We start from the raw sequence: 13,056 nt of genomic DNA, 5'->3' as shown, positions 1-13,056 counted from the left end.
CTCCTCGTCGCGGACCGCGGTGCCGCGGGCCCGGTGCGTCGGGGCGGACACTACCGATACCCCGGCGCGAACCCCCGCAGGTGTGGTCCGCTCCCCCTCCCATCGTGTCGTACCGCCGGGCGGGGCCACGGCCGACGGGTCATCCGCGTGAATCGCCCGGTCCGTGCCGTGCTGCGCCTAGTAACTGTCGTGGCCGGGCCCGCCGTTCGGCCGGTAGACACCGACGACGGTGCCGCTCTTCGTCGTCGAGACGCTGACCGGCTCCAGCGCGGTGGGGATCGTTCCGTCGGCGAACAGCCGCTTGCCGGTGCCGATGATCACCGGGTGGATGGTCAGCCGGTACTCGTCGACGAGCCCGTGCCGAATGAGGGTCTGGGCGAGGTCGCCGCTGCCGACGACGTTGATCGGGCCGCCGTCGGACGCCTTCAACTCGCGTACGGCATCGACGATGTCGCCCTCCAGCAGCGTGGAGTTCTGCCACTCGACGGACGTCAGGCTCCGGGACGCCACGTACTTGTGCATGCCGTTCATCCGGTCGGTGAACGGGTTGGCGGGATCGGCGGTCGGCCAGTACGACGCGAAGATGTCGTACGTCTTGCGGCCCAGCAGCATCGCGTCGGAGTGCTCGTACCAGCCGGCGACGGCCGCGCCGACCTCGTCGTCGGACACCGGTTTCTGCCAGCCGCCGTGCTCGAAGCCGCTCTCGGCGTCCTCGGCCCGGCCGCCCGGCGCCTGCATGACGCCGTCCAGCGTCAGGAACGTGCAAACGATGATCTCGCGCATGGTGCGCTCCCTTCGTCTCGTCGACGGGTAGACCGCGCGACCCCCGAAGACTCATCGGTGCGAGACCGCCGACAAGGCCACCGGGAGGAGCTAGATCCCGCTGCCGCCCGAGGTGTCGGCACTGGCGGGAAAGAGCCGCTGGACCGCCGTGACGACGGCTGCGCGCCGGGCGGCCGGGGAGGGGTCGCGGACCTGGTCGCCGGCCGCGTCCACGAGGTCGAGCTGGCCGGACCAGGCCATGGCGATCTGGTTGACGAAGACGAGGATGTCGATGGGATCCCAGACGGGATCGAGGTGGCCGGCGTCCTGGGCCTTGCGCAGCTGCTCGGCCTTGTGACGGACGGTGTCGGTGAAGGCGGTGTCGGCGGCGGTGCCCGCCAGTTCCATCCGGCCCCAGGTCATCAGTCGGCAGCGGTCGGGGTGGCGCTGGAAGTAGTCGTGCACCCGGCCCGCGTATTCGGGCAGGTCGGTGGGGTCCAGGCGGGTCGCCTCGGACACCGCGGCCATCTCCCGCTCGGCGACGAAACCGTAGAGGGCCTCCTTGCTGCGGAAGTACGCGTAGAGGCGTTCCGAGCTGGTCCTCGCGGCCTTGGCGATGCGGGTGATCCGCGCGCCGGCGATTCCGTACCGGGCGAACTCGGCCCTGGCCGCGGCGACGATGCGGTCACGGGTCGAGTCTGCGTCGGACGAAGGAACCATGCCGCAAGGCTACCTGGCCAAAAAGGTCTGTTTGGCGAAGGGCGTCTCCAGGGCGTACGGTCAAAGCAAACATTTTGGTTTGACCCGCGTTCCAACCTTCCCCAACCTTCCCCAACCTTTCCAACTCTTCCGACTTTGTCGGCTCTCCCAACTTTCTCGACGTTTTCGACGTTTTCGACTTGAGGAGTACGTCATGCAGCACCGGACACTCGGCGGCCAGGGCCTGGAGGTCTCGGCGATCGGCTACGGCGCGATGGGCCTGACGATGGCCTACGGCCCCGGCGACGAGCGGGAGGGCGTCGCGGCCGTCCAGCGCGCCCACGACCTGGGCGTCACCTTCTTCGACACCGCCGAGCTCTACGGCTGGGGCACCGGCTCCAACGAGATCCTGCTCGGCAAGGCGGTCAAGGACTTCCGCGACGACGTGGTCCTGGCCACGAAGTTCGGCTTCGACCTGTCCGACCTGTCTCAGGGTTTCGGCCTGAACAGCCGCCCCGAGAACATCCGCAAGGTCACCGACGACAGCCTGCGTCACCTCGGCACCGACCGCATCGACGTCCTCTACCAGCACCGCGTCGACCCCGAGGTGCCCATCGAGGACGTGGCCGGCACCGTCAAGGAACTCATCGACGCCGGCAAGGTGAAGTACTTCGGTCTGAGCGAGGCCGGCCCGGAGACCATCCGCCGCGCCCACGCCGTACAACCGGTGTCCGTCCTCCAGACCGAGTACTCGCTCTTCGAACGGGACGTGGAGCAGCTCCTCCCGGTCCTCGACGAACTCGGCATCGGCTTCGTCGCCTACTCCCCGCTGGGCCGCGGCTTCATCACCGGCACCGCGAAGCCCGCCGGCTCGTACGACCCCACCGACATGCGCAACTCCGACCCGCGCTGGGCCCCGGGCAACTTCGAGAAGAACACCGAGGCCGTCGACCGCCTCTCCGACCTGGCCGTGATCAAGGGCATCACCGTCTCCCAACTGGCCCTGGCCTGGCTGCTCACCCGCGGCGAGAACGTCGTGCCCATCCCCGGCACCCGCAGCCCGAAGCGCATCGAGGAGAACGCCGGCGCCGCCGACATCACCCTGACCGAGGCCGACCTCGCGTCCATCGACGCGATCCTGCCCTACGGCGGCTTCGGCGCCCGCTACACCGAGGGCCACGTACCCAACTGGATCTGACCCCGCTCCCGCCCGGGCCCTGTCGGAAGGGCCCGGGCGGACTCACATCCGGGATCTCAGTACGTCGACCTCGCAGCCCGGTGCGAACGGGTCGAAGCCGTGCTCGGTCAGCCAGCGAACCACCAGCAGGCTGCGCACGGACCACCACCCGCGGATCACGTCGAGGTCGATGTCGGTGCCGTAGCCGGCGAGGACGTCGGCGAGGCGGTCCTCGTGTCCGAGCGTGAACGTGGCGAGGTCGTACAGGGGGTCGCCCCGGCCCGCCTCGGACCAGTCGATGATGCCGGTGACCTCGTCGCCGTCGACGAAGACGTGTGCGATCTGGAGGTCGCCGTGGGTGAACGCCGGAGTCCACGGCCGGAGCGCGGACTCGGCGACCTCGCGGTTGCGGGTGACCAGGTCGGCGGGCAGGACGCCGTTCGTCACGAGGGACTCGCACTCGGTGTCGAGTTCCGCCGCCAGCGCGTCGATGTTCCGGCCGGCCCCGCCGGGTCGGGGCGGCAGGGGCGCGTCGTGCAGTTTCCGGATGGCGGCGCCCGCCGCGGCCCACGCCGCCGGCGACCCGGTCGCCGGCCCGCCGAGGCGCCCGAGCGTGGCCCCCGGGAGTGCGGCGATCGCGAGCACATGCGGCATGTGCCACAGGACCCGCGGCGTCGGGACCGGCACGAGGGACAGCGCCTCGACCTCGTTGTCGATGCGCGCCTGATCGGCGTCCACCTTCAGGAACATGTCACCGACGCGCAGGGTGGCGCGCTCGGAATGGGCGACGACGACATCAACCTCATCCATGGGCGACCAGTATTCCGGGGCGTAGACGAGCTGACGACTACTCCGGGAGTTCCAGACGCGGTTGAGGCACAGTGCGTGCTCGTGCCGGTCGAGCGGCCGGTGGCGGTGTCGTAGGAGAGCGCGCGGCGGTCGCCCTGGTGCATGTGGCCGAGAGGAAGGCGCTCAGTCCAGAGCGGCGATCACCGCCTCGGACACCCTCACCCCCGCCTCCTGGATCCGCTGACGCATGTCCCCTTCGTAGAGCCAGGCGCAGGCCTCGATCGACGGGTGGAGTTCGGCGAGGATCAACGCCGCGCGCTTCGGTACGTGGGTCGCTTCTCTCCATGCCGTTCCGCAGCGGTCGATCTCCTCCTCCAGCTTTCGGAGCGCCTGCTCGTCGAACCCCTCGTTCATACGGAGTGGCAGGTCAGTTCGCCCCGTCCAGGGACCAGAGGGGAGTGCTGCCGGCGACGCGGCAGGTGAGGAAGTACAAGGGTATCGGCGGGGTGTAGGGCTGCCCGGTCTCGGGGGAATGGATCAGCCGGGGATGCTCACGGCCCGGTTTCGGGCGGGTGCTCGTCCAGGAGGGGTCGGCCACCTGGGCGCCGATCGCGTAGCTGATGGACGGCGGCCAGATGACGCCGATGTGCGAACCGGCCGGCACGATCCACCACCAGCGCCGGGCGTCGGCGAAGATGCAGCCGACGCGTTGCAGACGGTCCAGGATGCGTTCCCCGTGTTCCCGGGGCATGCCCACGGCGTCGTAGCCGAGGCTCGCGCGTAACGGCGCGGGGATCACCAGGCGTCCGGGGCGGACGCGGTCGTGCGTCGGTGGTTCGGCGGGATTCGGGGGCGGAGGGGAGCCGGGGGCTCGGAGGGGGACGGGATGGGGCCGCGGCTGCGCGATCGGTACATGGGGGACCCTTCGGCCGGTTGTGGGGATGGGCCGGGCGGGGAGGCTCGGGCGGACGTCAGGGCGGGGTGGGTCTGCCGCCGTCCGTGGCGAGTTCGGCCCAGACGATCCGCCCGGACCGGTGCGGGACGTCCGCCGTGCCCCAGTCGCTGCTGAGCGCCGTGACGAGCAGGAGACCGCGCCCGCCCTGGTCGTCGGGGCCGGGCCGACCGGGTACCGGGAGGGTGGAACCGCGGTTCTGGTCCTCGACCTCGATCCGGAGGACTCCGTCCGCGATCCGCACCTCGCAGACGATCCAGTCGCTCGCGGAGTGCGTGAGCGCGTTGGTGACGAGTTCGGAGGTCACGACGACAGCGTTGTCCCGGACGGCTTCGCGGACGCCCCACGCGATGAGCAGTTCGTCCACGGTTCTACGGGCCGGACCGACCGACGCCGGAGTCGCCGGCAGGCCGAACAGATGGCTGTGGCGGGGGTGTTGGTTCCCGGAGACGAGCCGGCCGGGGCCTTGGGGCCCAGGGAGTCGGCCAGGACGCCCGCCTCCGGGAGGTCGGTCCAGCGGCTGGGGAAAAGAGGGCGGAGCCATCGCCGTACGCCTTTCGTGTGCCTTCGCACCCTGGGCGGTGCCGGTGTCGGGCCGACCGGCCGCGCACGAGGCGCGGTTGGCGACCCGGCCGGGCCAACGCAGGTCGCAGCCCTTTCCCCCAACTGGGCTGCGCCGTCTCGCTCTTGGACGAGCTGTGACGACGTGCTTACTGTGACACCTGCCAACAACGCATCGCAACCGGCAAGTTGAAAATTGCATCTCGCGAAGTGCATGCTGCTTCCGCCAGGAAGTGATCGAAAGTGTCTGTGAAGAGCGAAACCCTGCCAGACTGCCGCCCGGAGCTGGAGGCGCAAGGGAGGTAGACCGTGACCGCAGAGACCGACTGGGGCGGAGTCCCCTCCGTCCTGCGCATGATCCTCGGCCGCCAGCTGGAGGAACTGCGGACCCGCGCGGGGCTCACGTACGAGGAGGCGGGCGCCGCGATCGGTGTCAGCCACTCCACGATCCGCCGCATGGAGGCCGCCAAGGTGGCCCGGCTGCGCCTGGCGGACGCCGAAAAGCTGCTCCAGGTCTACGGGGTGACGGACCGTCAGGAGATCGACACCTTCCTGAAGTCGGTCCGCGAGGCCAGCAAGCGCGGCTGGTGGCACACGTACCGCGATGTCATGCCGGACTGGTTCGCCGCGTATCTGAGCCTGGAACAGGCGGCGTTGCAGGTCCGCGCCTACGAGAACGAGTTCGTGCACGGGCTGTTGCAGACCGAGGAGTACGCACGGGCCCTGCTCGGCGCGGGCAACCCGCACGCCCCCACCGAGGCCACGGAGCGCCGGGTCGCCCTGCGCATGCGCCGCCAGGAACTGCTGACCCGCGAGGCGCCGCCGCGGGTGTGGGTCGTGATGGACGAGACGGTGCTGCGGTGGCCGGTCGGGGGTGCCGAGGTGATGCGCGCCCAGGTCGACCACCTGATCGAGGTCAACCGGCTGCCCCAAGTGACGTTGCAGATCATGCCGTTCGCCAACGGCCCGCACCCGGCCATGCGCGCCGGGGCGTTCCACCTCTTCCGGTTCCGGGCCCCCGAACTGCCCGACGTCGTCTATCTCAACGGCCTGGTGGGCGCTGTCTACCTGGACAAGAGCGACGACGTCGTGGTGTACCGCGAGGCCCTGGACCGGCTGGGTGCCCAGGCGGCGCCCGCCCGCAAGACCGAGGCCCTCCTCGGTGCGATTCGCAAGGAGCTCTGACGTGCACCACCACATACGCAACGGCATACCGTCCCGGAACCTGGGCGCCCGCGGCTGGACCAAGCCGTGGAGCGACGACGCCGGTGGCGCCTGTGTGGAAGTGAAGAAGCTCGACGACGGACGCGTCGCCGTACGTCAGTCGACCGACCCCGACGGCCCGGCGCTGGTTTTCACACCCCGCGAGATGACCAGCTTCGTGGCGGGCGTGAAGGCGGGGGACGCCGACTTCCTCCTCTGAACTGCCCTTGTTTTACTGAGCGTTGATCCCGAAACTCCACGACTCGCATGGGAGACACGGCGTTGCCCGACAACGGATGGCCGGCCGACCGCATCGACACCGAGCACGCGCACTCCGCGCGGATCTACGACTACATCATGGGCGGGAAGGACTACTACCCCGCCGACAAGGAGGCGGGCGACGCCATGTCCCGGGAGTGGCCCGCGCTCCCGATCCACATGCGCGCCAACCGCGACTGGATGAACCGGGCCGTGCGCTGGCTCGCCGAGGAGGCGGGCGTACGCCAGTTCCTGGACGTCGGCACCGGCATCCCCACCTCCCCGAACCTGCACGAGATCGCCCAGCACGTGGCTCCCGAGTCACGGGTGGTCTACGTCGACAACGACCCCATCGTCCTCACCCTGTCCCAGGGGCTGCTCTCCAGCACGGCCGAGGGCCGGACCTCGTACATCGAGGCCGACTTCCGGGATCCGTCCACGATCCTCGACGCGCCGGAGCTGCGCGAGACCCTGGACCTCTCCCGGCCGGTGGCGCTGACGGTGATCGCCATCGTGCACTTCATGCTCGACGCGGACGACGCGGTGGGCGTCGTACGGCGCCTGCTGGAGCCCCTCCCCTCGGGCAGTTACCTCGCGATGTCGATCGGCACCGCCGAGTTCGCGCCGCAGGAGGTGGGCCGCGTCGCCCGCGAGTACGCGGCCCGCGACATGCCGATGCGGCTGCGCACCATCGACGAGGCCCACGAGTTCTTCGACGGGCTTGAGCTGGTCGAACCCGGCATCGTCCAGGTCCACAAGTGGCACCCGGACGGCACGGGCGAGCAGGACATCCGCGACGAGGACATCGCGATGTACGGGGCGGTCGCGCGCAAGCCGTGACCCTCTCGGTGCCGGGGCGGCCGCACGGCCGTTCCCGGCACACACCGGCCCCAACTGGTCGGCCCGTGACCAGGATCCCGCACCTCGACGCCGATCCCCGAGAACCCGGCTTCGTATCGAGGCCGTAGTGCAGATCCGTCCCTCAGCCAGTCATCTAGACCTGTTCCTCAGCCCGGCGGCCCGCCGACCGGGATGCCGAGCCGGTCGGCGACGGTCGTCAGGGCCGTTCCCAGCGGCAGCGCGACCCGGGTGCAGGCGTGCGGGTCGCCCCGGGTGGGGTCCCGGTTGACGATCAGTACCGGCTTGCCCTCCTGCGCCGCCTGACGGACGAACCGCAGTCCGGACATCACCGTCAGCGAGGAGCCGAGGACCAGCAGCGCGGACGACTCGCGGACCAGCCGCCGGCAGTGCTCGACGCGCTGCGGCGGGACCGACTCGCCGAAGAACACCACGTCCGGTTTGAGGACGCCCCCGCAGTCGGCGCACGGCACGACACGGAAGTCCGCGACCTGCGCGTCGGTGAGGTCGGCGTCACCGTCCGGGTTGATCCCGGCGGCGACCGGGTCGAAGCCCGGGTTCTCGGCCTCCAGACGCCGGGCGAGTTCACGGCGCGGGCTGATGGCACGGCAGGAGAGGCACACGACCCGGTCCAGGCCGCCGTGGAGTTCCACGACGTCCTCACTGCCTGCGGCCTGGTGCAGGCCGTCGACGTTCTGGGTGATCACGCCCGAGACGCGGGCGGGATCACGGGCGAGAGCGGCCACCGCCAGGTGTCCCGCGTTGGGGCGGGCCCGCCCGAAGGTGCGCCAGCCGAGGTGGCCGCGCGCCCAGTACCGGCGCCGCGCCCGCAGGCTCCCGGTGAAGTCCTGGTAGGTCATCGGGGTGTGCCGGCTCAGGCTCCCGCCCTCGCCGCGGTAGTCGGGGATGCCCGACTCCGTGGAGATGCCCGCCCCACTGAGCACCAGCACACCACCGGCGCTCAGCGCGTCGACGACCGGCGCCAGGTCGGTGGTACCCGGCAGCAGGTCCGCCGCCGCGGGGGTCCAGCTCAGGGTGGGACGCATGCGCATGCCGCAAGGGTACGGAATCGACGACGGCTCCCGACGGACACGGACGGACGGTCGCCGGGGAACCGTCCGCCGTCCCCCGCAGGCAAACCGGCGCCCGACGCACCCGGCAGGCGCGCGGGCGCGCGGACACCCGCCGCGGTGAGCGCGAGCGCCGTTGCCGGGCGACCGACCGCGGAAAGCATCTCCCCAATACCGCGGATGACCTCAGTACCGCAGGTACGGAATTGACGGCGGCTCCCGACGAACACGGACGGACGGTCGCCGGGGAACCGCCCGCCGTCCCCCGCAGGCAAACCAGCGCCCAGCGCACCCGGCAGGCGCGCGGGCGCGCGGACACCCGCCGCGGTGAGCGCGAGCGCCGTTGCCGGGCGACCGACCGCGGAAAGCATCTCCCCAATACCGCGGATGACCTCAGTACCGCGAGTGGGGAGGCATGTGATGTCCAGCGAGTTCCAACGGACCAAGCTCCGGGCCATGTTCGAGGCGTTCGACGCGGACGGCAACGGCTATCTGGAGGAGGCGGACTTCGTGGCCCTGGCGGACCGCTGGGGCCGACTGCCGCGCGTGAGAGAGGGCTCGGAACTGGCCGCGCGCGTGGACGGCGTACTGAAGGGCTGGTGGCGGCAACTGGCGGAGAGCGTGGACACGGACCGGGACGGCCGGATCGACCTCGACGACCTCCTCGCCATGGTGGACCTGCTGCCGACCATCCCCGAGGCCGTCACCGCCACCGCCGACACCATCTTCGACGCGGTCGACGAGAACGCCGACGGACGCATCTCGCGCGGCGAGCACCAGCGTCTCGTCGACACCTGGCACGGACGGCCCGTGGCGACCGGCGGTGCCTTCGACCGGCTCGACCACGACGCCGACGGCTACCTCAGCCGCCCCGAGTTCGCCGCGCTGTGGACCCAGTTCTGGATCAGCGACGACCCCACCGAGCCCGGCAACCTGATGTGCGGCCCGATCGCCGCCGGGTGAGAACCCCTTACATCACCCCGAGGCACATCACCCACCATTTACCAATATTCACGGCACTCTCCCGCAATTCCCCTACGGTCAGGCACCGAAAGAGCTGAGCGGACGGCCCGCACGTCAGGGACGCGTCCGCGGCATCTCATGGTGACTCTGGTCTGGGGGACGGCGTGAAGACATCGCGTCAGGTGTACGACTCCGAAGCGGCGGACGTGGCGGAAGCGGCACGGGGAATGCTCGATCGGGCCGCCGATGTGGCACCGGAACGGGTCGCCGCCGAACGCCGGGCGTTCGACATGCTGTGCGCGGCCTACTTCAGTGATCCGAAGCAGGCGCTGACGCCCGGCACCGACGCGCGCGGGAGCGGGCCTCTCGGGTTCGGTGGGCCGGAGGCGGAGCAGTTGCTGACCCCCGTGTTCCTGGCGGCGGCGTCCGCGGTGGGGGCGTATCTGGGCGACAAGGCGGTCGGCGCGTCACGGGGTCTGATCCGCAGGATGTTCACGTGCCCGCCCGCCGACGGCTCCGCGGAGGAGGGAGCGCGGGATGCCGGCTCGGCGGGAGAACCGACCGAGGGGGTGCGACTGGATCCCGAACAGTGGCGCGAGGTACGGCGGATCGTGCTGCGCACGCTGGTTCGCCACGGTGGCATGCCGCAGGACAGAGCGGAACTCATGGCCGCGGCGGTGGTGGGTGACGGGCTGACCGGGGAGCCGCCGCGGTGACCGAACGTGTCGGGGTCTTCGAAGACATGGCTCCCCGCGAGGTCCCGCCCGATCCTGTCGCGGTGCCGGAGCGGCCGCTGCGGGCCAGGACGGACCTGCGGTTCGCGGTCCTGGTGGGCGCGGTGCTGGCGTCCAGTGTCGTGGCGTTCGGTGTGGTGTGCGCCGCGCTGCCGTCCTCCGAGCGCCTCTCGCGGGACCGGGTCCGTCCCTGCTTGGCCCGGATCGATCCGGCGACCGCCTGGATCCTGGAGCAGGGTGACCGTCTGAACGCGCAGATCACGATGGCCAACGCGTGCGAGCGACCGTACGTCCTGCACGAGGCCGGGTGCATCGCGATCGGGCTCATGGTCGAAGCGGCCGTCGCCGTCCTTCTGTACGCGCTCCACCCCTGGTGGCCGGGGCTCAGGCGGCAGCCGGCCGGGAGTGTCCGGCTGCCGCGATGGTCCAGGAAGGTCCGGCTGACCGGCGACGAGAACGCCGACGTACTGGAGGAACTGGACTCCCTGGCCCGCGCGACCGGGTTGTCCCGGCTTCCCCTCTGGCTGGTCGATCCCTACGCGACCACGACGGGCGGCCGGGCGTACGGTCTACCGGGACGTCCCCGGATCTGTCTCGACGTAGGGCTGCTGGTCCGCTACGACCTCGACCGGGACGGCTTCCGCGCCGTCGTCGGACACGAACTGGCCCACCATCGCCATCGCGATGTCGGCCGCACCTATCTGACGGTCGCGCTCTGGTGGTCCTTCGTCGCGACAGCGCTCATACCCTGCGTGCTGCTGTCCGTATATCCCCGCGCGCTGCTGGCGGCCGGAGCCGCGGACGACCCGACGGACCGCGGGGAGAAGCTGACGTACCGACTGGTCGCCCTCGTAGTGCTGAGCATCACCGCCTACCTGGCCAGGAACATGATCCTGCGCGCACGGGAACTGCACGCCGACGCGGTCGCCCACTCCTGGGACTTCACCCGCGGCTCCCTCCCCCGGATGGTCACCGGCCTGCCCTGGCCGCGCACGCGTGCAATGTGGCGGTGGGTGCCGACCGGATGGACGGGCTGGACGGGCTGGACGGGCTGGACAGTTCGTACCGGGACCCATCCCAGTCCCGGTCAACGGGTGGCGGCGATGCTCGATCCCGTACGGCTGCTGCGCACCGGCGCCTGGGAGATGGCCGGAATCGGACTGCTGGCCGGTCTGGCCCTCCACAATCTCGCCCTGCTGACGGGGAGTGTCACGGGGCGCTTCGTCACGGTAGGTCTGACGGTGCTCGCGTTGCCCGTCGGTGTCGTCGTCACGTCGACGCTGGCCTCGGCGCTGGTCGCAACGGCGGGCCGCCGCACGCCGGTTGACCCGGAGGCGCGGCGTTCCCGGTGGGACGTCGTCGTCCTGCCGGCCGCGCTCACGGTCGGCATGGTGTGCAGCGGGAAGATCTCGCTGGGAACGGCCGACCTGACGGTGGTCGATCCGACCCTCGGCCAGTACGCGCTGATCGGTCTCGTCCAGCTCGCGATCCTGCTCGCGCTCGCCCTGTGGACGCGGTCGGTGCACCGCCGTGTCTCCCCGGAGGAGTCGGGCGTGCCACGCGGGCCGCGCCCACGCGCGATCGTCGTCACCGCCGGAGCCGTCTGGGGACCGCTCCTGGCCCTCTGGAACAGCCGCCGACTGGACCCGGCCGACCTCACTGGCACGCCCCTGCACGCGGTACCGGCCGTGGGCCGGACGATCGGCTGGTACACCGCTCTCACCGGCGACCTCGCCGACGCCTACTTCTACGTCCCCCTCGTCCTCGTCCGTGCCACCCCCTTCCTGCCCGTCGGACTCGTCCTCGTCTGGGCCGTCCCGCTGCTGCTGACCCGCCGTCGGCGCGGGTCCCTCGCCGCGACCGAAGGCATCGGCAGGGCTCTGGCGGTCGGCGCGGTCGCGGGCCTCGCGGCGGTCGCGGCCGGAATCGCCCTGCCCTTCGCCGCCCGGGGCGCGCTGCCGCCCGAGGTCCGCCGGGTCGCCGACCCGTCGGCCGTCCTCGGGACCCTGCCGTTCTCCGTCGTGCACGCGAGCACCTACCTGGCGGTCACCGCCCTGCTCCAGGCGGCAGCGGCGGCGGCGGGGACCGCTCTCGTCTGCCGCGGGCCGCGCCCCGTGCTGGTTCCGCTGGCCGTGACCGTGACCGCGGTCCTCGGCACTCTGGGCTTCTACGTCGGCCGCGGCACCTCCCTGTGCGTCGCCGTCACCGGCGTCGCTCCGGACGTCTGCGGCGCGCGGGTGTTCCTGCCCGATGCCGACGCGGCCTTCCATCTGCACGAGGTCGTCGCCTGGGGAGTGGTCGCCGCGGTACCCGCAGGACTGCTCGGCGCCGGTGTCGCGGCACTGTCGTCCCACCGCCGACGACCGTCGGACGGTGGGACGACGGACACCGCACGCGGGACCGCCCGCCGCCCGGTGCTCCTGTCGCCGATGCTCGGACTCCTGGCGGCGCTTCCGCTCGCGGGCGCGGCCGCGGGGATCCCACAGGACTACCTCATCTGGCGACCCGCCGCCCCCGCGGTGGTCGCACAGCCCCCGACAAACCGCCAGGACACCTCAGGCTCAACAGTCCTGAACAACGACCCCTGTCTCCTGGGCAGTTGGCGCGCGTTCCCGGCCAGGCAACGTCTACGCGTCGACGGAGGCAACGTGTGGCTGACCGGCGAGGGCGGCACCTGGACGTTCCGGCCCGACGGCACCCTGATCGTCGACCACGGCGAGGGCGTCTCGGAGACGGCGACTCTCCACGGCCGCCCCGTGGTTCTTCGGACAAGCGGCAGCGTCACCACCCGGTACCGCACGGCCGACGGCGAGATCGGCTACTACGGTTCGGCCGTACGCCGCCCCGGCGAACTCAGTCTCCGCGTGGGCGAGACCTACGTCGTCCGCGAAAAGCGCACCGCGTCCTTCTCCCCCGATCGCTACCGCTGCGCGGACAAGGCCGTTCATCTGACGCCGACGTCCCAAACGACCGACTTCCCCTACGAGGTGACACTCACCCGGCTGCCCTCGGAACGGAACTGACCCCGGC

General features: G+C 71.1%; 14 protein-coding genes. 7 read left to right on the top strand and 7 right to left on the bottom strand.

The features are described 5' to 3' along the window. Positions 1-177: 177 nt before the first annotated feature. Both ACWIHT_RS15260 and ACWIHT_RS15255 read right to left on the bottom strand, forming a co-directional pair. Complete coding sequence (locus ACWIHT_RS15260; protein ID WP_456168251.1) at positions 178-783, bottom strand: dihydrofolate reductase family protein; 606 nt, start codon at positions 781-783, stop codon at positions 178-180. Positions 784-873: 90 nt separating this feature from the next. Next, the gene (locus ACWIHT_RS15255; RefSeq protein WP_456168249.1) at positions 874-1,482 is read right to left on the bottom strand and encodes a TetR family transcriptional regulator; all 609 of its coding nucleotides are present in this window, start codon (positions 1,480-1,482) and stop codon (positions 874-876) included. A 193-nt stretch (positions 1,483-1,675) separates the two neighbouring features. Between ACWIHT_RS15255 and ACWIHT_RS15250 the strand changes: the two genes are divergently transcribed. After that, positions 1,676-2,659, top strand: coding sequence for an aldo/keto reductase (locus ACWIHT_RS15250; RefSeq protein ID WP_456168247.1), 984 nt, complete (start codon positions 1,676-1,678; stop codon positions 2,657-2,659). 42 nt (positions 2,660-2,701) lie between these two features. Here the strand turns inward: ACWIHT_RS15250 and ACWIHT_RS15245 are convergent, their stop codons facing one another. From ACWIHT_RS15245 to ACWIHT_RS15230, 4 genes are all read right to left on the bottom strand, one after another. Beyond that, entirely contained in the window at positions 2,702-3,448 is a 747-nt protein-coding gene (locus tag ACWIHT_RS15245; protein WP_456168245.1) for a phosphotransferase family protein, read from the bottom strand. Positions 3,449-3,610: 162 nt separating this feature from the next. After that, positions 3,611-3,841 carry a hypothetical protein gene (locus ACWIHT_RS15240; protein ID WP_456168243.1) on the bottom strand — a complete coding sequence of 77 codons (231 nt, stop codon included), beginning with the start codon at positions 3,839-3,841 and terminating at the stop codon, positions 3,611-3,613. Positions 3,842-3,854: 13 nt separating this feature from the next. Further along, positions 3,855-4,226 (bottom strand): hypothetical protein, encoded by a 372-nt coding sequence (locus ACWIHT_RS15235; protein ID WP_456168241.1) that lies wholly within the window; start codon positions 4,224-4,226, stop codon positions 3,855-3,857. A 172-nt stretch (positions 4,227-4,398) separates the two neighbouring features. Then, positions 4,399-4,746: an ATP-binding protein gene (locus ACWIHT_RS15230; protein WP_456168239.1), complete on the bottom strand. Its 348-nt coding sequence runs from the start codon at positions 4,744-4,746 to the stop codon at positions 4,399-4,401. Between the two features lie 503 nt (positions 4,747-5,249). Between ACWIHT_RS15230 and ACWIHT_RS15225 the strand changes: the two genes are divergently transcribed. From ACWIHT_RS15225 to ACWIHT_RS15215, 3 genes are all read left to right on the top strand, one after another. Continuing rightward, positions 5,250-6,125, top strand: a complete 876-nt coding sequence (locus ACWIHT_RS15225) for a helix-turn-helix domain-containing protein (RefSeq protein WP_456168237.1) — start codon at positions 5,250-5,252, stop codon at positions 6,123-6,125. A gap of 1 nt (position 6,126) precedes the next feature. Further along, positions 6,127-6,363 carry a DUF397 domain-containing protein gene (locus tag ACWIHT_RS15220; RefSeq protein WP_456168235.1) on the top strand — a complete coding sequence of 79 codons (237 nt, stop codon included), beginning with the start codon at positions 6,127-6,129 and terminating at the stop codon, positions 6,361-6,363. A gap of 62 nt (positions 6,364-6,425) precedes the next feature. Further along, entirely contained in the window at positions 6,426-7,241 is an 816-nt protein-coding gene (locus ACWIHT_RS15215) for an SAM-dependent methyltransferase (protein WP_456168233.1), read from the top strand. Between the two features lie 167 nt (positions 7,242-7,408). Here the strand turns inward: ACWIHT_RS15215 and ACWIHT_RS15210 are convergent, their stop codons facing one another. Then, a complete protein-coding gene (locus tag ACWIHT_RS15210; RefSeq protein WP_456168231.1) occupies positions 7,409-8,311 on the bottom strand; it encodes an NAD-dependent protein deacetylase in 903 nt (300 codons plus the stop codon). A gap of 438 nt (positions 8,312-8,749) precedes the next feature. Here ACWIHT_RS15210 and ACWIHT_RS15205 point away from each other — a divergent pair, with 438 nt between their 5' ends. The 3 genes from ACWIHT_RS15205 to ACWIHT_RS15195 all read left to right on the top strand — a co-directional run bounded on the left by ACWIHT_RS15205 (position 8,750) and on the right by ACWIHT_RS15195 (position 13,049). Further along, positions 8,750-9,292: an EF-hand domain-containing protein gene (locus tag ACWIHT_RS15205; RefSeq protein WP_456168229.1), complete on the top strand. Its 543-nt coding sequence runs from the start codon at positions 8,750-8,752 to the stop codon at positions 9,290-9,292. Between the two features lie 164 nt (positions 9,293-9,456). Then, positions 9,457-10,008, top strand: a complete 552-nt coding sequence (locus ACWIHT_RS15200) for a hypothetical protein (protein WP_456168227.1) — start codon at positions 9,457-9,459, stop codon at positions 10,006-10,008. Then, the gene (locus ACWIHT_RS15195) at positions 10,005-13,049 is read left to right on the top strand and encodes a M48 family metalloprotease (RefSeq protein WP_456168225.1); all 3,045 of its coding nucleotides are present in this window, start codon (positions 10,005-10,007) and stop codon (positions 13,047-13,049) included. The genes ACWIHT_RS15200 and ACWIHT_RS15195 overlap by 4 nt, the downstream gene beginning before the upstream one ends. Positions 13,050-13,056 lie beyond the last annotated feature (7 nt).

This window comes from Streptomyces sp. NPDC002276 (assembly GCF_053891435.1).
The sequence above is the reverse complement of the archived record's forward strand: the minus strand, read 5'-3'. Positions and strand labels throughout refer to the sequence as shown.